This window comes from Vibrio sp. R10-SF1-ISO8, from assembly GCF_059833805.1.
Map to the genome: position 1 here is coordinate 862,293 of NZ_JCBDHL010000021.1, position 22,555 is coordinate 884,847.

The following is a 22,555-nucleotide window of genomic DNA, read 5'->3' on the forward strand; positions in this document are numbered from 1 at the left end:
TGCTACTCCTTATGTGCTGATTGAATAGCAGAGATTACTGCTTGAGCTTTACCGCGGGTTTCGTCGGCTTCAGCTTGTGGATCTGAATCGAATACAACCCCAGCGCCAGCTTGAACTTGCGCGATGCCATTTTCTACATAGGCAGAGCGAATCACGATACACGTATCTAATGTTCCTTCACCAGTAAGATAGCCCACTGCGCCGCCATAGCTGCCACGGCGCGCTCCCTCGACATCTCTAATCAATTGCATTGCGCGGATTTTCGGCGCACCAGTTAGCGTGCCCATATTCATACAAGCTTGATAAGCGTGTAAGGCATCTAAGTCATCACGTAGTTGACCTACTACTCTCGATACTAGGTGCATTACATGACTGTAACGGTCGACTTTAAGCAGGTCAGCGACGTGGCGAGTGCCTGCTTGAGAGATACGAGCTACATCATTACGTGCTAAATCGACTAGCATCATGTGCTCAGCATTCTCTTTTTTATCAGTGCGCAGCTCTAGTTCAATACGGCTATCTAGATCAAAGTCGATCTCGCCATTTGGTCGTTTACCACGACGGCGAGTACCTGCAATAGGGTAGATTTCAACTTGGTTTGATTGAGTTTCGTACTTAAGGGCACTTTCTGGCGAAGCGCCGAACAGAGTGAAAAGCTCATCTTGCATGTAGAACATATAAGGGCTTGGGTTGCTCTGTTTTAGCTCTTTATATGCCGCAAGCGGAGAAGGGCAAGGCAAGGTAAAGCGACGTGATGGCACGACTTGGAAAACATCGCCTTTAACCACAAACTCTTTTAAGTCGCGAACAATCTGACAGAAGTCAGTATCAGAAATGCTTGGTTCTGCGTGGGTATCAGCAACCGGTACTGCTTTTGGTAGTGTTTTTAAATTGGCACAGGCAGCACTAATCTCTTCGATACGAGCCGTCAGTTCAAGTTTGCAAGTGTCGGTGGCGAATAGGGTAGCTTGAAGCTCACATGACTTCTTTTGATGGTCGACAACCAGTAAGGTTTCCGCAACATAGAAAACGTAGTCAGGGCATTGGTTTGATTGCGCTGCATTACCCAAAGGCTCAAAGTTAGCCACTAAATCATAGGCAAACAAGCCACCGATAAAGATCGCGTGCTTGTGCAGCTCTGCAATATCGAAGCTGTGCTGAATCAAGCGCAGAGCATCAAAGGAAGAGGCTTCACGTAGGCGAGAGTCTTCATCCAAGGTGTTGCACGGTTCACTGTACTCCAGTACCAGTTCGCTGCCGTTAAATGTATGTTCAATACTTGGATTGATGTTGTGCGTAAGGTGAGAAAGCAGGTTTTTACCATTGTCGGTTAACGCGGTCATTGTCACCGTATGTCCGTAACAAACGATGCGCACCGCTGAGTCAACAATAAGAAGGCTTTGTAGGTCCTGCTTTGAGTCGATTTCAGCAGATTCCAATAGCAGGCTGTCGGTTTTGTTCTCACATAGCGTGTGGAACAGCTGCGTAGGATCTTGGGCATACGGGGCCGTACTTCGAATTAACTCGATGTTACCTAGCTTCTTGATTTCAATGGCCTTGTTCACAAGACCTCCTTTTCTCTAAAATTTTTACTTCCTGCCGTACATAGTCGCATAAAGCAAACGGTCACCCAATCAGGATTTGGTTAAATTTGACGATTGTTTAAGCACTTAGATGTGAGACAGATTACAAAACAAAAAAGCCCGCTTTGGTAGCGGGCTTTTGAAACTTGAATTCTATGAATTAGAAGTACACGTTAGCCCACCAAGAACTTGTCCAAGAGCGCCACCAAGCAAGATCAGCTGAACTATTATTCATAGTGCCAGCAGCAACTTTTGCTTTATGGTTTTGGTTAATGTCTTGTAACATAGTGAGCCTTAAATCAGGTACTTCGTATTTGTGTACTAGTTAACTAGTGCAGAGGTAAAAAGTCAACTAAAAAAACAAAATTATGAGAATTGATTTACACAGTCATACGACCGCCTCAGATGGAAGACTGCCTCCACATGAATTAATAGATAGAGCCCTTGGCTTTCAGCTTGATGTGTTAGCGATAACCGATCACGATACCGTCGATGCACTAGCGACCGCGCATCAATATGTCCAAGACAATAATCTGCCTTTGAAGATCATCAACGGAATTGAAATTTCTACCGTTTGGCAGAATAAAGATATTCACATTGTAGGTTTGAATATCGACCCAGAGTCTCAAGCTCTCAACGAACTGATCGTAAAACAGAAAAATCATCGCGTGGCACGTGCTGAATTGATCGCTCATCGCCTTGAGAAAGCAACGCAAGAAGGCGTGCTCGAAGATGTCAAAGCAATTGCTGGTGACGCGCCAATTACGCGAGCGCATTTCGCTAAATGGTTGGTCGATAACGGCTATGCCAAAACGATGCAGCAAGTGTTTAAGAAATACCTAACGCGAAATAATCCGGGTTATGTGCCGCCAAACTGGTGCACAATGAAAGAAGCGATTGAAGCAATTCATGCCGCTGGTGGGCAGGCTGTACTGGCTCACCCAGGGCGCTATGATCTAACCGCCAAATGGATAAAACGGCTTATCAGTGCTTTTGTTGAAGCTGGAGGAGATGCGATGGAAGTTGCTCAACCTCAACAAGGGCAACAAGAAAGGCGCAACTTGGCGGATTATGCTATACAATACAATCTATTAGCCTCTCAAGGCAGCGACTTTCATTATCCTTCACCTTGGATGGAGTTAGGACGAAATTTATGGCTTCCGTCGGGCGTAGAACCTGTATGGAAAGATTGGGGTATTGAGCCTTCATCAGTGGATTCGAACAATACCAATTAACTATAGAGTCGTGAGACTCGATAATGAGGAATTACAATGAGCCAGTTTTTTTACGTACACCCAGAAAACCCTCAGGCTCGCTTGATCAATCAAGCTGTAGCAATCATTCGTAATGGTGGGGTAGTTATTTACCCTACGGATTCGGGCTACGCATTGGGTTGTCAGCTTGAAAACAAACAGGCACTGGAGCGTATCTGTCAGATTCGTCGTTTAGATGATAAGCACAACTTTACTTTGTTGTGCCGAGATTTATCTGAGCTCTCTCTTTATGCTCGTGTAGATAATACGGCATTTCGTCTGCTGAAGAACAATACGCCTGGGCCATACACCTTTATTTTTAAAGGAACTAAGGAAGTGCCGCGTCGCTTAATGAACGCTAAGCGTAAGACGATTGGTATTCGCGTGCCAGACAACCAACTTGCTCTCGACTTACTCGAAGCGCTTGGCGAGCCGTTGATGTCTACATCGCTTATCTTACCGGGTAACGATATGACCGAATCTGACCCAGAGGACATTCGCGACAAACTAGAGCATGCGGTTGATTGTATTCTTAATGGTGGTTATCTAGGCGAGCAACCAACGACAGTGGTTGATTTCAGTAATGATGAACCAATCATTGCCCGTGTTGGTTCAGGTGATCCTGCTCCATTCGAATAGTCAAAAGTGCGTGATTTTCACCACACTTTTTGCGATAATGTGCGACCGCGATTTTGGGTCGCACTTGTTTATTCGACGTCTGAGAAGACGACACATAGGTAGATAAATGAACGAAAAACTACAGAAAGTATTGGCTCGAGCTGGTCATGGCTCTCGACGCGAACTAGAAGCTTTGATTAAAGCGGGTCGTGTGAGCGTGAACGGTATCGTTGCTAAACTTGGCGAACGACTAGAAGACGAAAATGCAGTTGTGCGTATCGACGGACACACTGTTTCTGCTAAAGCGCAGGAAGAAGTGATTTGTCGCGTATTAGCGTACTACAAGCCTGAAGGTGAACTGTGTACCCGTCATGATCCAGAAGGTCGTCGTACTGTTTTTGATCGTCTGCCAAAAATCCGCGGTTCTCGTTGGATTTCAGTTGGCCGCCTTGATGCCAACACTTCGGGCTTACTGCTATTTACCACTGATGGTGAATTGGCTAACCGCTTAATGCACCCAAGCCGCCAAGTAGAACGTGAATACCTAGTGCGTGTATTTGGTGAAGTGACTGAGCAGAAGGTGAAGAACCTAGTTCGTGGCGTTGAGCTTGAAGACGGCATGGCTCGCTTCGAAGACGTTGTCTACGCGGGTGGCGATGGTATGAACCACACTTTCTACGTAGCGATTAACGAAGGTCGTAACCGTGAGGTTCGTCGTTTGTGGGAATCTCAAGATACTACGGTTAGCCGCTTAAAACGCGTTCGTTACGGTGACATTTACCTAGACAAGAAACTGCCTCGCGGTGGATGGATGGAACTCGACCTTAAAGAGGTTAACTATCTACGTGAGTTGGTAGAACTTCGCCCAGAGAAAGAGACATTGCTTGATGAAAACAAAGCAAACTCATCTCGTAAGCGCGAACGCTCACGCAGCCAAAAGATTCGTCGTGCAGTTAAACGTCACGAAGAACGCGTAAACAGTGGTGGTGGTCGTAGCAACAACCCATCACGCCGTAAGCCGAAAAAAGGCGCAGGTCAGCCGAACGCACGCAATAAGCAGCGTTAAGCAAAAGCAAAGTGATTTAAAAAGCAGCCGTTAGGCTGCTTTTTTCGTTTTGAGCTACTGTTAACTCCAGCGACCCTTTCGCTCAGATTTGCGTTGAGCACACACTTCAAGAATGTTCTGTTTTTGCTCATTGGTTGACTGCGACCATCTTAAGATTTCGTCCAACGAACGATAGCAACCTAAGCAAATATCGTCCTGATCTAAACAGCAGTGACGAATGCAGGGGTTAGGAATAGAGCGATTTGAAGGTTGCGCTGCCATAAGCCATACCAAAAACACCTTTTGTATAAGTATACAAAAAGTACCAGCTTACCATGTTGTTAAGCTGGGGCTAATTTAAGATATTTATCTATTAGAGAGTTTGGCTCAGAGCGAAATAGCGACCTTGCTGTTCTATCAATTGTTGATGAGTGCCATGCTCAACAATCTCACCTTGCTCTATTAAACAAATCGAATCCATCTTGTCTAAGTTGACTAAACGGTGGGTGATAAACACCACCGTTTTACCGACAAAATGCTCCTCGAACAATTGCATGATTTGCTGTTCTGTCTGCTTGTCTAAACCTTCGGTAGGCTCATCAAGTAATAGGATTGGCGCATTATGTAGCAAGGCACGTGCAATACCAATTCGGCGCTTTTCTCCACCAGACAGCTGTCTACCACCGTCGCCAAGCCATGTGTCTAAACCTGTCTCGTCGAGAAGTTTAGCCAGCCCGACTTTCGACAGCACCTGAGCAAGCTCATCGTCCTCTGCTTGCGGTTTAGCCATGACTAGGTTGTCACGCAGTGAGCCATTAAGAATATCGACACGTTGGCTTACAACGCTAATGGCTTGGCGAAGCTGACTCTCACTCCACTCTTGGATTGGTTTACCCGCAATTTCGATGCAGCCTTGTTGAACATCCCAATAGCGGTTAAGCAACTGTAGAAGAGTCGATTTGCCAGAGCCAGTTTGACCGACAATCGCAATTCTGTGCTGAGCTGGAATCGCTAACTCGATGCGTTTAACGACATCATTGTTAGCTTCAGGGTAGTGGAAAGAAACCCCTTTATATTCGATTGAGAACTGCTGCTCATGCTCTGTCTCTTTCTTAGGGAAACAGACATCTGATTCAGATTGAGTGATATCGTTGAGCCTGCGAGCCGAAGTCAGAGTCTGGCCTAGATGTTGGAACGCGCCAGCAATTGGCATTAACAGCTCAACACTCGCCATTGTGGCAAACGCGACCAGAGCGATCATAGGATCTGGCGTATTGCCGCCGACACCGTCCGCCGCTAGCCATAGCATTAGCACAATCGTCCAGCCGTTAGCTAGCAATAGTAAGGCTTGTGCAAGTCCAGAAAAGTGAGCGTTAAAGAACTGATTCTTTAATAGTTTCTGTTGTGTCTCAAGGATTGCATTACGGTAGCGTTCTTCTGCACCAAACAGTGTGAGTTCACTGTACCCTTGTAACCAATCAAGGGTAGCGATACGCAAATCGGCTTTGTTTTGAGTGAGTTCACCACCGTTGCGCTTACCCAGTTTGTAAAACAGTACTGGCCACGTCAGCAGTATTGAGAACAGAATAGCGCCCAATGTTAAGCCGAGCTCTAAATCAAACCAGCTAATGAGAGCAGTAAGGCCTAAGATACCTAACGTGCCGACAACCATTGGACTTACCAACCTTAGGTAGACATGATCCATAGCATCAATATCGGCCACTAGACGGTTGAGTAGATCGGCATCGCGAAGGTTAGATACGCGGCCCGGGATCAGCGGGGCTAGCTTGGAAAAGAAAAAGATTCGCAGATCGGTAAGCAGCTTGAAAGTCGCGTTATGGCTGACCACACGCTCCCCCCAACGTCCGGCAGTTCGACCCATGGCAAATCCACGCACAAACGCGCCTGGTAGCATGTAATTAAAGGTTTCTCTTGCGATGGTGAGACCAGCAACGGCAGCGGCAGATAAGAACCAACCTGATAAGGTCAAAAGACCAATAGAAGCGGCTAAAGTTAGAAACGCCAATAGCATACCGAGTGAAAGACCAAACCAGTGCTTCTTATACAGTTTTAGGTAGGGAAGTAATTCACGCATCTAAGTTCCCCTTATTGGTTTGGTTAAGTGCTTGGTTAGCAGAAAGCATTTCTTGGAACAGTCCTTCACAGTTAGCGAGGTGATCAAACTGCCCTGACTGAACAATTTGACCATCTTTCATAACGAGGATTTGCTCGACATTTTTAAGTGGCGTTAGCTGGTGGGTAACCATCAAGGCGGTTTTACCTGTGATTTGGTTTTCTAAACCTTGCATCACAAGACGCTCACTTCGTGCATCCAAGCTTGCCGTTGGTTCATCAAGCAACCAGAAGTGGCCGTTTTGCACCATAGCTCGTGCTAAAGCAAGACGCTGAGCTTGACCTACTGATAAACCACCAGAGCGGTCGGAAACAGCGTAATCAAGACCATGTTGATTAACGAACTCTGCTGAGAACGACTCTTCTAACGCTTGATTGATGACTTGGTCACTGACGTTGGTTTTACCCAGCGTAATGTTGCCACGTATTGAGCCGTGCAGTAGCAGTGGGTTTTGACCAACCCAACTGATTTTCTCACGCCAACTTTCAAGATCGAGCTCAGTACGTTCAATGTTGTTAATCGTCAGCGACCCTTTATAAGGTAAGAAACCCAAGATTGCGTTTATCAGGGTCGTTTTACCTGCGCCGCTTGGCCCAACTAAGGCCGTGGTTTGCGCAGAAGAAAGCTCAAAGCTTACAGGCCCCAATAGTTTCTGCCCTTCTGGGGAGTATACTTCGAGATCTTTTGCTGTGATGGATATGGAGTCTGTGTCACCCAGCTTGGTTGAACCTGAGCGAACGGTTTCGACGTCTGTTTCAATAAACTCAACAATGCTTTCAGCAGCGCCTACCGCCTGCTGCTTCGCGTGGTAGAAAGTGCCTAAGTCTCGCAATGGCTGATAAAACTCTGGGGCTAAGACCAGAATGAATAGTCCTGCAAACAGCGTGACACCCGCACCATAGTCACCGAAGTTAAGTTCTCCAATGAAAGCAAAACCAAAGTAAACCGCTGTCAACGCAATGGAGATAGAAGTAAAGAACTCAAGTACTGCAGAGGAGAGAAACGCTATTTTGAGCACGTCCATAGTGCGCACTCTAAACACTTCCGATGCGCCGCGCATCACTTCAGTCTCTGCTGCGGTTCGGTCAAACAGCCTGATGGTTGTCATTGACTGAAGGCGGTCATAGAAGTGACCGGACAAACGCTGCAGTGCTTTAAAGTTCTTACGGTTAGCGTCAGCGGCTTTCATCCCCACTAATGCCATAAACATTGGAACCAATGGCGCGGTAATTAAGAAGATCAAACCCGCTGCCCAGTTGACCGGGAAAACAACGATCAAGATGACAAATGGCACTAAGACAGAAAGCGACATTTGCGGTAAATAGCGAGCGAAGAAGTCGTGCATGTCTTCCACTTGCTCTAGCAACAAGGTTGCCCAAGCACCTGCGGGTTTACCTTTGATGTATGCAGGCCCAAGTTCACGCAGTTTATCGAGAATAAGCTGGCGGATATAAACACGAATCTGTTCGCCGCAACGAAAACCTGCGATTTCTCGACCCCATGAACAAAGAGCACGAGCACCGATAACGGCAACTAAACCAAGGAAGTAAGGGACTAATTCATATTTATCGACATATTCGATAATGAGTTGGTGCAATATTGTTGCAAGCAGAGCGGCCTGAACTAAAAGGAATATGCTTGAAAGAACACCTAGACCGACAGCAATCATAAGCCAGCGCTTGGCGAGCTTACTTTGCTGCTTAAGCCATTGATTCAAGCTGCGTTGTTTCTTTTTATCCATCGTGAAGGCTTAATGAGAATTATTATAAAGTTTTAGAACTGGGCATTATACAAAAGAAAGCCCCGCGGGAATACCGCAGGGCTTTAAGGTTTTGAGCTAAAAATGAAAAATATTATTTACTATCAGCAAGTGCATCGAGGTAACGTTCGGCATCGAGAGCTGCCATACAGCCACTACCGGCAGAAGTAATCGCTTGACGGTAGTTGTGATCCATAACATCACCTGCAGCAAAAACACCCGGTACACTCGTTTGTGTTGCATTACCTTCTAGGCCGGATTGAACGATGATGTAACCATCTTTCATCTCTAGCTGACCTTCAAAGATCGAGGTGTTTGGTTGGTGACCAATGGCGATAAAAGCACCCATTACATCAATCTGTTCGATATTGTCTGACTGAGTATCTTTGATTCGCACGCCAGTCACACCCATGTCGTCACCGACGACTTCTTCCAAAGTACGGTCAGTATGAAGAATGATGTTGCCATTTTCTACTTTATCCATCAGGCGCTTAACTAGAATTTTCTCAGCGCGGAAGCTATCTCGACGGTGAATTAAGTGAACTTCAGAAGCAATGTTAGATAGGTAAAGCGCTTCTTCAACTGCGGTATTACCACCACCAACAACGGCAACTTTTTGGTTGCGGTAGAAGAAACCATCACAAGTAGCACAAGCCGAAACACCGCGACCTTTAAATGCTTCTTCAGACTCTAGGCCTAAGTACTTAGCTGAGGCGCCGGTTGAAATGATAAGCGCATCACAGGTGTATTCACCGCTATCACCCTTTAGACGGAAAGGGCGCTGGCTGAAATCAACTTCATTGATGTGATCAAAAAGAATTTCAGTTTCAAAGCGCTCAGCATGCTCTTTCATTCGATCCATTAGACCAGGACCAGTCAAACCTTCAGGATCGCCAGGCCAGTTTTCCACTTCAGTGGTTGTCGTTAACTGACCGCCTTGCTGCATACCTGTCACCAGAACAGGGTTCAAGTTTGCGCGGGCAGCATAAACTGCGGCGGTGTAGCCAGCAGGACCAGATCCAAGGATTAAAAGATTGCTATGTTTTACGTCGCTCATTTGTGCTCCATTAGCGGTGACGCTTATTTATTTGACTCGATTGTATGGAATATATGGGGCCATTTAAAGGGTTAGCAAGGGAAGAGAATGTAATAATTGGTTATAGATTAGAACGCAAACGTTATCAGTTAATTTGGTATTAAGGTTTATAACTCATTGATGTTGATAAGAAAATTAATTATCTCTAGTGAAGTCATCTAGTTTTTGAACTTGCAGCTTTTTGATTCTGGATTTAATCACTGTGTATTGAATTTAATATGGTTATATATTCCAAAATATAATAATTGATGGATTGAAATGCTAAATAAAGTTGATCTGGCAATACAAGTGCGCAAATAATAAATGTGAATAAGATGTTAACCACATTATAAGTATGTACATTCATTAAGGAGATGATGATGTTACATCAGCGCGAAACTACCCTACAACTGACCAAGTTAAGTGATGCTGCGATTTCACAACTGGCCCCTTCGTTTACTCAACTGCCTCATACCGAGCATGCTGACGGCCAGTATCGTTTAAGACGTTATTCCGTAGTGACATTGCAAGATGGCAACGTGGTCGATTTAAATAAGAGTGAGTTCGTTCAAAGTGATGATATTAATCGCTTTCAGGGTAACGTGGTTCGCCAGTTTGAACCGATTGAAAAGCCGATCATGAATAGTGACGGTATGCGTGAAATGTGTCAGCTATTTGCGCAATCTAATCATCTCACTGATGGTCATGAAATTGAGATTCACCAAATTCGTATCTCGGCTGTTTACGACGAGACTCAGGTTGCTCCAGAAGGTGTTCACCAAGATGGATTTGAACATCTCGCAGTAGTAGGCATGGGGCGTCACAACATTGAGGGTGGCGATATCATGGTTTACAGCAGCTTCAATGAAGCTCCATTCTTCCGTAAAGCTTTGCATAGTGGTGAAGTCGCCATGCTAGCTGACGACAAACTTTGGCATAATGCGACACCAATTCGCTCGGTTATTGAGGGTGAAGCGGGGCATATGGATGTATTTGTGTTAACCGCAAAGGACAGCGTGAATGAGCTTCACTCCTAATTTAGCAAGAGCGCAGTTCAGCGCTCTTGGTCAAACACATAATGATTTGCCAGTTATCTTTTTAGATGGCCCTGGCGGTTCTCAAGTACCAAAGTCTGTGCTTGAAGCGATGCAGGCTTATCTGGGTTTCTTTAACTCTAACTTGGGTGGTCATTACTTTTCGAGTCAGCAAACGACTGATTTAATGAAGCAAGCACGTGAACATGCTCAAGCCTTGGTCAATGCAGAATCAAGCAGCAACATAGTGTTTGGCGCAAATATGACGTCATTAACCTTTCAGTTGAGCAGAGCTATCAGCCGAGATTGGCAAGCCGGCGATGAAGTGATTGTTACAGCTCTTGACCATTACTCGAATGTCTCAAGCTGGCAACAAGCCGCAGAAGATAAAAGTGCGGTTGTTCATCAAGCTCGCGTCGACGAAAGTGACTGTGGTCTTGATATTGAACACTTACTTTCGCTGATTAATGATAAAACAGTACTTGTTGCTTTGACCTTTGCGTCGAATACAACTGGTTCAATTGTTGACGTTCAACGCGTTGTCGAAGCCGCGCATCGAGTGGGTGCAAAGGTTTATGTGGACGCTGTTCACTATGCACCGCATCATTTGGTTGACGTGCAAAAGCTTGGCTGTGATTTCTTAGCGTGCTCTGCTTACAAGTTCTTTGGTCCACATGTCGGTATTGCCTACGTAGCGCCGAAATGGCTACAGAGTTTGAAACCTTACAAAGTTGAACCCGCAAAAGATGAAGGTCCGGGGCGCTTCGAAACGGGTACACAAAGCTTTGAAGGTTTAGCTGGCGTAATTGCTGCTGTGAAATATCTGTCGCAGTGGGGTAAAAGCAACGCTTCGCTTAGGGAAAGATTAGTCGACTCATTTAAGCAGTTTAATCAGCATGAGTCAGCGATTAGTGAACGTTTTCTTAGCCGGTTATCTGAACTCGAAGGGGTACATCTGTTTGGTAAGTTGGAAGCCAACAGCGAGCTAAGAACGCCAACTTTCGCTTTAACTTTTGATAACCATTCACCTGAGTTTATTGCTAAGAAGCTCGGAGAAAGAAATATCTGTGTTTGGAATGGACATTTCTACGCACTTGGGCTGGTTCGCCAGCTTGATTTAGAAGCGAGTGGTGGTGTAGTGCGAATTGGCTTTATGCATTACAACACATTAGAAGAAGTGGATATTCTGTTCGATGAGCTGAAGATAATTATCGGGCAATAGATAATACAATAAGTAAAAAGACCTCCTCCTTAGTGGAGGTCTTTTTCTAAGCAGTGCTTAAGCGCTGACTTCCACTTCATAAGAAGTGAACTTACGAATATTGATTACACCGGTATCAAAGATCATGTACTGACCTTTAATTCCTTGCAAAATCCCCGTAACTTCTGGGTTTTTGTCAAAGTTATGAGAAGTGATTTTTGTAGGGTGTTGCTCCACTGGGTAGCTAATGGCAGTGATATTCTCACTTAGGATCTCAATCGCGTCCTCACCGTACTGCTGTTTAATTTCAGCAATTTTGTCTTCAACCAAAGGCAAGAGTTCAGCAAATCGCTCTTCTAGCGCCATTGGCTCTCCATCACCTTTTAACAGGGTGCGCCAGTTGGTTTTATCCGCGATGTGTTTTGCCAGTTCAACTTCGATAAGGCCTGAAATGTGGCGAGTCTTGACCTTGAAAATAGGCAAGCCTTGAGTAGCGCCTTGATCGATCCAGCGGGTTGGGATCTGTGTGTGACGAGTGATGCCCACTTTCAAACTTGAAGTGTTTGATAGATAGACGAAATGGTCGACCATGCAGTTTTCCTCTCCCCATTGAGGTTCGCGACAAGTCCCCTGATCGTAGTGACACGTCTCAGGCTTCATGATGCACATATCGCAACTGGCAAGCTTCTTCATGCAAACAAAGCAGTGCCCTTGCGAATAGCTTTTTTTGGTTTTTTTACCACAAGAACTACAAAAGATATTCCCAGTATGAGTGAGTGTGATGCTCTTACCAATGAAAGGGGATAGGTCAACTAATTCGTCACCGACTGGAAGGCGATAATGAACCGTATTTTCGAGAGAGGCGCGCATTTTACTTAGCGTACCTTTAGCTAATAAAGACATGACAGTGCTCTTACTTTAATGAGGGTTAACCCTCTTTGTTTTTAGACCCCCATTGTAGCAGTTTTTACCCAGACTCGGGCAAATCTATGCCAGTAAGCAATAATGTAACTGTAGTGGTTTAGTTTGGTTATATTTAAGTCAATAAGCACTAAGTTTATGAGTCAGATCTAATATTTACCTGCTGTCATATACCCAAAACGCGATAAAATGGAACCAAAGTCGTATTATTAATTGGTATTGCATTCTGTTCGCTGTTTTTCAGCACAATAATTGGTTGGATTCTAGTATTGAAAGTTGTTCATAAGGTCACCTTTTTCATGGTCGTTGTGACCATATTGGTTGTGCAGTTATATTGGATGCACGGAGGTGGTCACGTCTTTAAAATTTTCCCCAGTCAGTTTACCTTTTTGGCCACAGACGACCAAGCTTTAGGGGGCGTCAGTACCGCAAGTTTGGAGCTATCTGAATCTGAAGTGGTATTAAATTGTCAGTTAGATAAATCAGATGTTTATCCTTGGCCTTATTGCGGTGTCTCAATACAACTTGGTGACACCATGCAGCAAGGTATCAACTTAAAAAACTACCATACGGTTAGATTGAATATTGACTTTGAGCAGCTCGATAGCGCCACTGAACCTACGCTACGCTTTTACCTTCGCAACTTTAATCCAGCGTACTCTTCTGCTGAGGATGAATACACGCAAAAATACAATGGGCTGGCATACTCCCCTGGGGTGGGAAACGGAATCATTGAGATCCCGATTGCTAATTTGCAGGTGTTAACGTGGTGGTTAGCGGATAACGAGATACCAATTGCTCATTCTGCACCGGAATTCACAAACGTGACTAAGTTGGAGTTAGCGACTGGCTCGGGTCATTTTACTGGTGAGTACAAGATGACTATCAAGAGCATCGAATTCATCGGAAACTATATTGATGGTGAAACACTCATGTTGGCCTTGCTGGTATTTTGGGTTTCGCTAGCGCTTGTATACAGTATCGTGGAGATAAAACGTAGCCACCATCTGATTCTTCAGTCTCATTTTAGACAGGAACACCTTCGCAAACTAAACAAAGAGTTACAAGAGCAGAATATCCACTTTGCAGAATTGGCAAATCGCGATGCACTGACAGGGGCTATGAATCGTCACTCCATTCGGGAGTGGCTAGAGAAACATTTTGAAGGAAAATTAGGACGCGAGAAGGCATTAGCGGCGCTATACCTTGATATTGACCACTTTAAGGACGTCAACGACAAATATGGACACGCGATGGGGGACGATATTCTGCGCGAGTTCACTATGGTGATATTAAGTATGCTTAGTCCAAGTGAACGCCTCGTCCGTTGGGGGGGAGAAGAGTTCGTGGTTTTTTGCCCAGGATTGAATTTGGAAGAGGCATCTGAGCTCGCGGAACGAATCCGCCATCGAATTGAATCTCATATCTGGGTACATGGGGACCCGCTGACAACCAGTATAGGGGTTGCTTCTCGCTCTAGGGAGCGCACTAACGCAATGATCACTCGTGCCGATGAAGCTTTGTATTTGGCGAAGCGACAAGGAAGAAACCAGGTTGTGGTTAGCTCTCAGACTGACTAATCAAAGGTTGTTCGGCTAGCTCTGGTTTTGCTTCGGGTTCAGGAAGTTGTTCGATCAAGATAGGTTCCTTAGGACCGAGAAACTTTGGTTTCGCATTGGTAATATAGATGTCCAGAACCGCTTTTGCGCGTGCAAAGACTTCTCTCATTCTGACCTGAAATCCAGAGTGTTTCGAAGGCCCTGCAACCGCAAAACATTTCGCATCAATATTGTGTGAATTGGCGATAAATATGGCTCTCTCGCAATGAAACTTTTGAGAAATGATTAGGAAGTTATTGGTATCAAAAATTTCTTTTGCTCGAACAACGGAGTCCAAAGTTCTAAACCCCGCATAATCTAAAAAAATACTCTCTTCGGGTACCTCTGCCTTGAGCAAGTCACGTTTCATCGTCCAAGGTTCATTGTAAGAGCGATGCGCGTTATCGCCACTCAGAAGAAAGTTGTCCACCTTGCCTTGCTGATACAGTTCTATCGCCGCGTCGATACGATGGGTGTAATACTCATTGAGAATTTTGCCTAAATACTTGCTGGTTCCCAGAACAACCGCAACATCAAAAGACTCGATCTGTTCGATGTCGGTAAATAGCTGGTCTCTGGCTTGGTAAGAGACCCATCGATCAATTGCGAATAAAGACACGGCAAGGATCGCTAACGCGACAGGCAGCCACGCTAACGCTCTTAGCGCCAGCTTAAGCCAAGTTTGTTGTCTGGTTTCGTGGTGAAATAATCTTCGCACTAAATTTGTCGATTCCGCTGCGCCCATAGACCTATAAAAATAAAGCAAAACAATACGATGGAAAACATGATGCCAGCCTCTAGGCCACGCAGTGTCCGAGATAGGTAAGGTGTTGCTTTGACAATGATTAAGCCGTAACCAAATGCGTTAATCAAGACAAACGCAACAGTTCTGAGGGCAAAGTTGGTGTTTCTTAATAATCTCCTCAGTAGTGCGTTAATTTCTCCACCTGCCATGACCAAAATGCATGCGATTAAAGCTGTCGAAATTTCTGTCAGATAGGGGCGTAGGTATCCACCCATAAGGTCTAGGTATTCCATGAAAACTAATGTGAATGTCATCGATTGAGTAACGATATCATGAAGCTGGCGTGTAAGGCAGTGCAGTCTGTCGTCATGAGATCTTTGTGGCAGGAATAAAAAACCCAGCGTGTGCTGGGTTTTGAATAAACAGTGCGTTTAGAAAGCGGTGCGCTTGTAACGGCGATAAACAGGTTGCCAGAATGAAGCATCAATCGCTTCTTCTAGCGCTTCGTCTGTGATCTCAAGTGCGACGCCTTGCTCAATCGCTTTTTTAGCAACCGCAAAAGCAATCTTCTTAGAAACAGAATGAATTGCTTCTAGTGGCGGTAATAGAGCGCCTTGACCATTAATCGCTAATGGCGAACATGTTGCTAGGGCACGGCTAGATTCCATAAGCATCTCGTCAGTCACGCGTTTAGCTTGAACCGCCAATACACCTAAACCGATACCTGGGAAGATGTAACTGTTGTTACATTGTGCGATAGGGTAGGTCTTACCGTCATGTACCACAGGATCGAATGGACTACCTGTAGCAACCAGTGCTTCACCGTTAGTCCAACGAATAATGTCGTTAGGTGTCGCTTCCACACGGCTTGTTGGGTTAGATAGCGGGAATACGATTGGGCGAGCGCAGTGTTTGTGCATCTCTTTGATTACGTCTTCGCTAAACAGACCTGGTGCACCAGATACGCCAACAAGAACCGTTGGTTTAGCATTGCGCATGACATCAAGAAGTGAGTAGCCGTTACCTTCTGCTTCCCAATCTGCCGTGTTTGAATGCTTCTGTACCAAACGTTGTTGGAAGTCGAGCAGGTTAGGCATGCCTTCTTGCAGCAGACCCCAGCGGTCAACCATGAAGACTTGCGAACGTGCTTGCGTATCGCTAATGCCTTCCGAAACCATTTGAGCAATGATGGCTTCAGCAATACCACAACCAGCAGAGCCCGCACCTAAGAAAGTGACACGCTGTTCAGAAAGCTTGCTTCCTGCAGCCTGACAAGCCGCAAGTAGCGAACCTACCGTCACTGCCGCTGTACCTTGAATGTCATCATTGAAACAGCAGAAACGATCTTTGTAACGCTCTAGTAGCGGCATTGCGTTTTTCTGTGCGAAGTCCTCGAACTGAATGAGCGCGTCAGGCCAACGGCGCTGAACAGCCTGCATGAATTCTTCTAAGAATGCATCGTACTCTGCGCCAGTAATACGCGGATGGCGCCAGCCCATGTACATTGGGTCAGCAAGACGTTGCGGGTTATTCGTGCCCACATCGAGTACGATTGGCAGTGTGTAAGCTGGGCTAATACCACCACAGGCGGTGTAAAGCGCGAGCTTACCAATCGGAATACCCATACCACCGATACCTTGGTCGCCTAAACCAAGAATTCGCTCACCGTCTGTCACTACGATAACCTTCACGTTGTGACTTGAAGCGTTGTTCAAAATGTCATCAATGCGATCGCGGTTAGCGTAAGAGACAAAAAGGCCACGGCCACGGCGGTAGATGTTCGAGAAGTTTTCACAAGCTGCACCAACGGTCGGCGTATAGATGATTGGCATCATCTCAGAGATGTGGTTCTGAACAAGGCGGTAGAAAAGTGTTTCGTTTGTGTCTTGGATGTTGCGTAGGTAGATGTGCTTATCCATATCGCTTTCGAAGTTACGATATTGTTGGTAAGCGCGTTCCACTTGTTCCTGAATAGTTTCAGTGTTTTCTGGTAGCAGACCTTCAAGGTTGAATGAGCTTCTTTCCTCAGCTGAGAAAGCACTGCCTTTGTTAAGAAGAGGAGTACTGAGAAGCGCAGGGCCTGCATATTGGATATATAGAGGGCGTTTATCGTTATTCATCACATGCCTTAGTAGGGTGTTAGGGTCAACAGACCTTTGGGAACAGGAACATAAAAATGATAGGGATTCGTTGTCGTATTGTAAACTGAATATTCCTGCATTCTGGCAAAGATTGCGTATATAATTTCATGCTTTAGCACTACCCACGCGTAAATCATGACTAGCCTACCCATAGATACCCTGAAAACCGAATTTTTATCCCAGCTTTCCGCTCATCATCTCATCGTAGAAGCAGAGACAGGATCGGGTAAGTCGACGCGTTTACCCATTTGGGCGGCGCAGCAAGGTAGGGTTTTGGTGATCGAGCCACGACGCATCGCTTGTACCTCATTGGCTCAGTTTCTCTCTGAGCAAAGTAATCAACCTCTGGGACAGTCAGTTGGTTATGCGATTAAGCTGGAGAGCCGCTTTGATGAAAACACGCAAGTCGTGTTTGTGACGCCTGGTGTGGCGTTGCGTTGGTTTTCTGAGAACAAGCTTGAGGGCTTTGATACGGTTATCGTCGATGAATTCCATGAGCGACGCTGGGATACCGATTTGTTGGTCGCTTTGCTTAAAGATAGCCAGACACACAGATTAGTCGTCACTTCCGCAACCATTGAGGGTGAAAAACTTGCCAATTACATCGGCGCGAAGCGTATGTATGCCGAGGGGCGTAACTTCAATGTCTCAATAGGGCATCGAGCAGGCGACTCAAGGCAGCTTCCTGATGCAAGAAACCTTGATGAAATAGTAAAGCAAGAAGTGTTGGCGCTTAGTGATGTTGACGGTGATATTTTGGTGTTTCTTCCGGGTAGAAAAGAGATCAGTCAATGTCAGGGTAAGTTGGCAGGAATCGAAGGCTTGATGGCTGTCCCGCTCCATGCCTCGGTTACGGATGAGCAGCGAGAAGTCGCACTTAATACACAAGCCTATAAAAAAGTCGTCTTGGCGACCAATGTTGCGGAGACGTCACTGACTATCCCCAACATAGTAGCGGTAATTGACTCAGGGTTAGAACGAAGAACAGAACAGCGTAATGGGCGAACCGCTCTAAGTTTAAAGCATATCTCCAAAGCCAGTGCAAAGCAGCGTAGTGGGCGCGCGGGGCGAGTTATGGATGGTATCTGTATCCGCTTATATGGTGAACACGCCGCTTTATCGGAAGTAACGCCGCCGGAGATGCATCGAGAGTCATTAACCGAAGCAATGCTCGCGTCAGCAAGTTGCGGTAAGGCGTTAGCACAGCTAAATTTCTTGGAATTATTGCCTGAGCGCTCTCTTAACCAAGCGAATGAAATACTCACTGCAATGGGGGCAATCAACGATGCGGGGACTGCCACCGCGCATGGCCAACGGATTTATCCATTACCAATTGATGCTCTGTACGCCGATTTAGTGACTCGAATGCCTTCTAAACCTCTCCAAGAGGCGATGGTTGACCTCACCTCTGTATTGGCTACGCCAGCCAACTTGTATCGCTTATCTAGCAATGAAGAAGAAAGAGAAAAGTTAGAGAAAGACGAGCCTTTGGGCTGCGATGCACAACTGGCAATCGGAATCCTTAGGGGGGACCAGTTCTCTGGAATTAAGGTTGACGCAGATGTCGCAAAGGAAGCAAAAGCCCTTTCAGCCCAAATGCGAGAAGTGTTTGAATTGCCTCAGCTCAGTGTTGCTTCTCGATATTCACATCAAGAACTGGTTGAGGCAATTGCTCGCCTGCATCCAGAACTCGTTTTTGTGCGAAGATTGAAACGAAGAGAAGCAATGGGTAATGGCGTGATGGAAGTAGTGCTGGGTAGAGAAACTCGTTTTCCAAACAAATTTGAAGCCGCACTTGTCCTCGATACTCATAGTTTGCCGGGCAGGGGGGTGAAGCAAACCCTTAATTTAGCCACCTTCACTATGCCTATTGCACTGAACGCGATTAGTAAGATTGGCTTAGGTGAGTGGCAACAAGGGGATGTGGTAACGGTTGATGCACAGCCAATGGTCGAGATGAGATTGAACTATGCTGGAAGAGTCATTGCCACTCGACATGAAATAGCTCAAGGTGAACTTGCCATTCAGCCCATGCTTGAAGCCGTCATTGCGAATCAATTACTACCTGGGTTTGCAGAAACTCGTCACAAGCAAATTGAGCACTGGAAACTTTATATCGCGCTAGGGCTTGGGACATCGAATGATAAGGTTAATGAGCTAAACTTTGAAAGTTGGTTTACAGAGCAGCTTACCTTACTTGAGTTGGATGATGTCAGCGAACTTGAGCTTTTTACCGCCGAGGACTTTACCTTCGAAGGCATTCCATATTGGGAGTATGAAGACTTCGCCAGTGCGTACCCTTTTGAACTCGCATTGGGTGATCTTAATCTCGATGTTGAATACCACGCTAAGAAAAAGCTGATTTATGTCATACACCGCGATGGACTGCGTAAAGGGTATCCAAAACGTTGGGAGCTACCGAGTTGGAAGGGTTGGAGAATTCAGTACAAAAAAGCGAGCAAGATTGTTGATGTAAAATAGTATTTAGGGAACAAGATATTATTTGGTATCTAAAATATTAAGCAACCGGTTCCTTATATCATTTTATTGTACACATTTTGTTACCGCATTGGTTTTTATATAGCTTTTTAAAACAGAACTAGGGTATAAAAGACCATTGTTTTATATCCTATTGCTATAACCAGTTTGATCTAGGATATTGAGTACACTGTGTTGCCGATATTACGGGGGATGATATGGAACATCTAGGCAAGACAAGTGTTGTATTCGACTATACTTCTTTTCTCGGTGCTTCTTGTAGTAAGAAATGGACTTTCTTGGAAGCGATGAGCACGTTTGCTCCGATATTCAGCCTTGCTTGGAAGAATACGATAAAAGAGACGCTATCGGTTGAAGATCGCTTGTGGGATCAAGCTATGAAATCGCTATCGGCGAATCGTAGTGATGAATCAAATATTGCTACGCTGCTTCAGTTAGCAAAAAGTGAAGGAGTAGAAGAGCTCAAGCTCGTTATGCCTTACGAGTTGGATGTAGAGTTGCTCGAACGACTTAAAACCAAATCCAAAGCAGATATCACGCTCTTGTCCCAAGACGAGCTCATTATCAGACTGTAGTAAGACTATTTTTTCAACAATCCATCACTAGTCTCTATTGTCCATACGTATCGGAAAAAGATCTCACATGAGATCTTTTTCGCTATCTGAGCATTTGAATTCGTACAAGATCATAATTCTCACAATTTATTCAGTAACTTGACGGTTACTTGTTCTATATTTTCTTATCAATATAAATCACATATCCAGTATCTGACGTGGATTCTGGTAAGGGAAACTGGCCGCTATTCTTGCCTCGATATAGGAAAGTTTGACGCCGTTAATTTGTGCAGTATATGGACTTAAGAGGTCGTAATGGAATTGAAGTACCGTTGGATATTAGCCCCTTTACTCTTTGCTAGCTCGGTGCATGCCGCAGAACCCAATAAAATAAACGAACTAAACTATGATTTCCTCTACGCAGATTTAAGCTCAGGGTCGCTGAATGAAAGCTTAGGCAGTGATAACAATGCGACTGCTCTAGCTGTGGGTGGTAACTATGTATGGAGCGAAAACATTCTATTTACGCTCGACTACACGGCAAGATTTATACATCCGCAAGATGTCACTACTGAGCTATATACACTGCTACCAGGCGTTGCCTATCGTTATCCACTTATGGCAAAGCTCGATGTTATCGCGACAGCGAAATTAGGCTACTTATGGGCAAAACAGACTCTCGATAGTACCGAAGAAAAGCTATTTAGCGATAGTAAACCTTCGATTGGCGCAAGTTTAGAGCTCAAATATGCGCTGACTGAGAAATGGGAGTTAGCAGGGCGAGGAGAGTTTAATTACACAGATCTGCTTGAAGAAACGCTGTTTAACGTAAGAGCAGATTATCAGTTTGCAGAGCGATTTACGGTTGGTGCTTTTTATACCCATCGCGACGGTGATTTTGAAACCGCAAGAATCAAAGGTAGTGCAACCACCAATGAGGGAGGCATATCTCTCCGGTACCTTTTCTAAACCAATAGAAGCAAAAAGCCAGCTATATAGCTGGCTTTTTCGTATTTGAAAGTAAGCTGTTATAGAACCGCTGCAATACCTTTACAAAGTGGAAGCATGTTAGCTTTCGTCATACCCGCTACGCTGATGCGACCAGAACCTACGATGTAAATTGCGAATTCCTCTTTAAGACGCGTAACTTGCTCTTTAGTCAGGCCAGAGAATGAGAACATGCCATTTTGACGTTCGATAAAGCTAAAGTCAGCGTCAACGCCTTGTTCTTTAAGTGTTGCCACAAACAGCTCACGCATTTCTTGAATACGATCACGCATCTCTTTCACTTCCGCTTCCCACTCTGCACGTAGGTCGGCATTGTTCAGAATGTGAGTTACGACTGCGCTGCCGTGCGCTGGTGGGTTAGAGTAGATAGAGCGAATGATTGCTTTCACTTGTGAGAAGGCTGTCGTTGCCACTTCTTCTGACCCCGCTACGAGTGTGAATGCACCTACGCGCTCATTGTATAGACCGAAGTTCTTTGAGAAAGAGCTCGCGACTAGAATCTCTTTGTTGTACTGAGCAAAGATACGAAGACCCGCTGCGTCTTCTTCAACGCCTTTTGCAAAACCTTGATAAGCAAAGTCGAAAAGTGGTAGAAGCTTTTTCTCTGCAACAAGCTTAGCCAATGTTTCCCACTCTTCTGCTGTTGGGTCGATACCTGTTGGGTTATGGCAGCAGCCGTGAAGAAGAACGACATCGCCTTCAGATGCTTGCTCTAGATCAGCAACCATAGAAGCGAAATCTTTGTCTTTAGTTTCAGCATTGTAGTAGCTGTACTGCGCAGTCTCGATACCTGCTGCGGCAAACACACCGTTGTGGTTAGCCCAAGTTGGGTTACTGATCCAAATCTTTACTTCACCCAGTTGGCGTTTAATAAACTCACCAGCGACGCGAAGTGCACCAGTACCACCAGGAGCTTGCGCCGTTTTACCACGCTTGTTAGCAACGATTTCTGCGTCATTGCCAAAAAGAAGTTTTTGAACTGCTAAAGCGTACTCAGCAGTACCTTCGATAGTTAGGTAAGACTTGGTCTTTTCTGTTTCAATAAGTGTCGCTTCCGCTTTTTTAACGGTTGCTAGAACAGGGGTTTCACCTTGTTCGTTTTTATAGATACCCACGCCAAGGTTAATCTTTTCAGCACGAGCGTCTTTTTTAAATTCTTCAGTAAGGCCAAGAATAGGGTCTGCAGGAGCAGCGACTACTTTTTCAAACATAATGGTCATCCATGTTTATCGAAGGGATAGGTATAAGTAACTCGGTTATTTATACCTTTCTACGTAAAGTGAAACAACAGCGAAAGTGAAGAAAATCTAAAAAAGCGTCGTAATTTGGAGAGGATTTTGTTTAAGCCAAGTTTTCTATATGAAAAGTCCCTTTATTTTTAAAGTAA

General features: G+C 45.2%; 20 protein-coding genes and 1 other annotated feature. Of the genes, 9 read left to right on the forward strand and 11 right to left on the reverse strand.

The window, feature by feature from the left end:
• Positions 1-2: 2 nt before the first annotated feature.
• The gene (locus tag AC6R00_RS22055) at positions 3-1,565 is read right to left on the reverse strand and encodes an anthranilate synthase component 1 (RefSeq protein ID WP_500641942.1); all 1,563 of its coding nucleotides are present in this window, start codon (positions 1,563-1,565) and stop codon (positions 3-5) included.
• Positions 1,566-1,693: 128 nt separating this feature from the next.
• Positions 1,694-1,797 (reverse strand) — a sequence feature (Trp leader region).
• On the reverse strand, positions 1,744-1,869 hold the full coding sequence (trpL2, locus tag AC6R00_RS22060) for a tryptophan operon leader peptide (protein ID WP_500641943.1): 126 nt from the start codon (positions 1,867-1,869) through the stop codon (positions 1,744-1,746). (Overlaps the previous feature by 54 nt.)
• A gap of 82 nt (positions 1,870-1,951) precedes the next feature.
• Here trpL2 and rnm point away from each other — a divergent pair, with 82 nt between their 5' ends.
• The 3 genes from rnm to rluB all read left to right on the forward strand — a co-directional run bounded on the left by rnm (position 1,952) and on the right by rluB (position 4,520).
• Positions 1,952-2,818, forward strand: a complete 867-nt coding sequence (rnm, locus tag AC6R00_RS22065; protein WP_500641944.1) for an RNase RNM — start codon at positions 1,952-1,954, stop codon at positions 2,816-2,818.
• 36 nt (positions 2,819-2,854) lie between these two features.
• Positions 2,855-3,475, forward strand: coding sequence for an L-threonylcarbamoyladenylate synthase (locus AC6R00_RS22070; protein WP_500641945.1), 621 nt, complete (start codon positions 2,855-2,857; stop codon positions 3,473-3,475).
• A 106-nt stretch (positions 3,476-3,581) separates the two neighbouring features.
• Complete coding sequence (rluB, locus tag AC6R00_RS22075) at positions 3,582-4,520, forward strand: 23S rRNA pseudouridine(2605) synthase RluB (RefSeq protein WP_004749286.1); 939 nt, start codon at positions 3,582-3,584, stop codon at positions 4,518-4,520.
• Positions 4,521-4,580: 60 nt separating this feature from the next.
• Here rluB and AC6R00_RS22080 read toward each other — a convergent pair whose 3' ends face one another.
• The 4 genes from AC6R00_RS22080 to trxB form a co-directional block, all read right to left on the reverse strand.
• Positions 4,581-4,781: a DUF1289 domain-containing protein gene (locus AC6R00_RS22080; RefSeq protein ID WP_500641946.1), complete on the reverse strand. Its 201-nt coding sequence runs from the start codon at positions 4,779-4,781 to the stop codon at positions 4,581-4,583.
• A 91-nt stretch (positions 4,782-4,872) separates the two neighbouring features.
• A complete protein-coding gene (gene cydC / locus AC6R00_RS22085; RefSeq protein ID WP_500641947.1) occupies positions 4,873-6,594 on the reverse strand; it encodes a heme ABC transporter ATP-binding protein/permease CydC in 1,722 nt (573 codons plus the stop codon).
• Complete coding sequence (gene cydD / locus AC6R00_RS22090) at positions 6,587-8,374, reverse strand: heme ABC transporter permease/ATP-binding protein CydD (protein WP_500641948.1); 1,788 nt, start codon at positions 8,372-8,374, stop codon at positions 6,587-6,589. Before cydD ends, cydC begins: the two co-directional genes overlap by 8 nt.
• A gap of 112 nt (positions 8,375-8,486) precedes the next feature.
• On the reverse strand, positions 8,487-9,449 hold the full coding sequence (gene trxB, locus AC6R00_RS22095; protein WP_500641949.1) for a thioredoxin-disulfide reductase: 963 nt from the start codon (positions 9,447-9,449) through the stop codon (positions 8,487-8,489).
• Between the two features lie 398 nt (positions 9,450-9,847).
• On the opposite strand from trxB, the gene AC6R00_RS22100 reads away from it, so the two are divergent.
• Entirely contained in the window at positions 9,848-10,504 is a 657-nt protein-coding gene (locus AC6R00_RS22100) for a 2OG-Fe dioxygenase family protein (RefSeq protein ID WP_174329880.1), read from the forward strand.
• Positions 10,488-11,723, forward strand: a complete 1,236-nt coding sequence (locus AC6R00_RS22105; RefSeq protein WP_500641950.1) for a cysteine desulfurase-like protein — start codon at positions 10,488-10,490, stop codon at positions 11,721-11,723. Before AC6R00_RS22100 ends, AC6R00_RS22105 begins: the two co-directional genes overlap by 17 nt.
• 57 nt (positions 11,724-11,780) lie before the next feature.
• Here AC6R00_RS22105 and AC6R00_RS22110 read toward each other — a convergent pair whose 3' ends face one another.
• Positions 11,781-12,605 carry a DUF2797 domain-containing protein gene (locus AC6R00_RS22110; protein ID WP_069666569.1) on the reverse strand — a complete coding sequence of 275 codons (825 nt, stop codon included), beginning with the start codon at positions 12,603-12,605 and terminating at the stop codon, positions 11,781-11,783.
• Positions 12,606-12,922: 317 nt separating this feature from the next.
• On the opposite strand from AC6R00_RS22110, the gene AC6R00_RS22115 reads away from it, so the two are divergent.
• Entirely contained in the window at positions 12,923-14,203 is a 1,281-nt protein-coding gene (locus AC6R00_RS22115) for a GGDEF domain-containing protein (protein ID WP_500642225.1), read from the forward strand.
• Here AC6R00_RS22115 and AC6R00_RS22120 read toward each other — a convergent pair.
• From AC6R00_RS22120 to AC6R00_RS22130, 3 genes are all read right to left on the reverse strand, one after another.
• Positions 14,184-14,966, reverse strand: a complete 783-nt coding sequence (locus tag AC6R00_RS22120) for a SanA/YdcF family protein (protein ID WP_500641951.1) — start codon at positions 14,964-14,966, stop codon at positions 14,184-14,186. The genes AC6R00_RS22115 and AC6R00_RS22120 overlap by 20 nt on opposite strands.
• Positions 14,939-15,259, reverse strand: a complete 321-nt coding sequence (locus AC6R00_RS22125; RefSeq protein WP_038197444.1) for a DUF3392 domain-containing protein — start codon at positions 15,257-15,259, stop codon at positions 14,939-14,941. Before AC6R00_RS22125 ends, AC6R00_RS22120 begins: the two co-directional genes overlap by 28 nt.
• A 138-nt stretch (positions 15,260-15,397) precedes the next feature.
• The gene (locus AC6R00_RS22130) at positions 15,398-17,086 is read right to left on the reverse strand and encodes an NAD-dependent malic enzyme (RefSeq protein ID WP_500641952.1); all 1,689 of its coding nucleotides are present in this window, start codon (positions 17,084-17,086) and stop codon (positions 15,398-15,400) included.
• A 156-nt stretch (positions 17,087-17,242) separates the two neighbouring features.
• Here AC6R00_RS22130 and AC6R00_RS22135 point away from each other — a divergent pair, with 156 nt between their 5' ends.
• From AC6R00_RS22135 to AC6R00_RS22145, 3 genes are all read left to right on the forward strand, one after another.
• The gene (locus AC6R00_RS22135; protein WP_500641953.1) at positions 17,243-19,588 is read left to right on the forward strand and encodes a helicase-related protein; all 2,346 of its coding nucleotides are present in this window, start codon (positions 17,243-17,245) and stop codon (positions 19,586-19,588) included.
• Positions 19,589-19,803: 215 nt separating this feature from the next.
• Positions 19,804-20,181 (forward strand): transporter, encoded by a 378-nt coding sequence (locus AC6R00_RS22140; protein WP_500641954.1) that lies wholly within the window; start codon positions 19,804-19,806, stop codon positions 20,179-20,181.
• A gap of 294 nt (positions 20,182-20,475) precedes the next feature.
• Entirely contained in the window at positions 20,476-21,129 is a 654-nt protein-coding gene (locus tag AC6R00_RS22145; protein ID WP_500641955.1) for an outer membrane beta-barrel protein, read from the forward strand.
• A 59-nt stretch (positions 21,130-21,188) separates the two neighbouring features.
• Here AC6R00_RS22145 and AC6R00_RS22150 read toward each other — a convergent pair whose 3' ends face one another.
• The gene (locus tag AC6R00_RS22150) at positions 21,189-22,379 is read right to left on the reverse strand and encodes an amino acid aminotransferase (RefSeq protein WP_500641956.1); all 1,191 of its coding nucleotides are present in this window, start codon (positions 22,377-22,379) and stop codon (positions 21,189-21,191) included.
• Between the last annotated feature and the right edge of the window lie 176 nt (positions 22,380-22,555).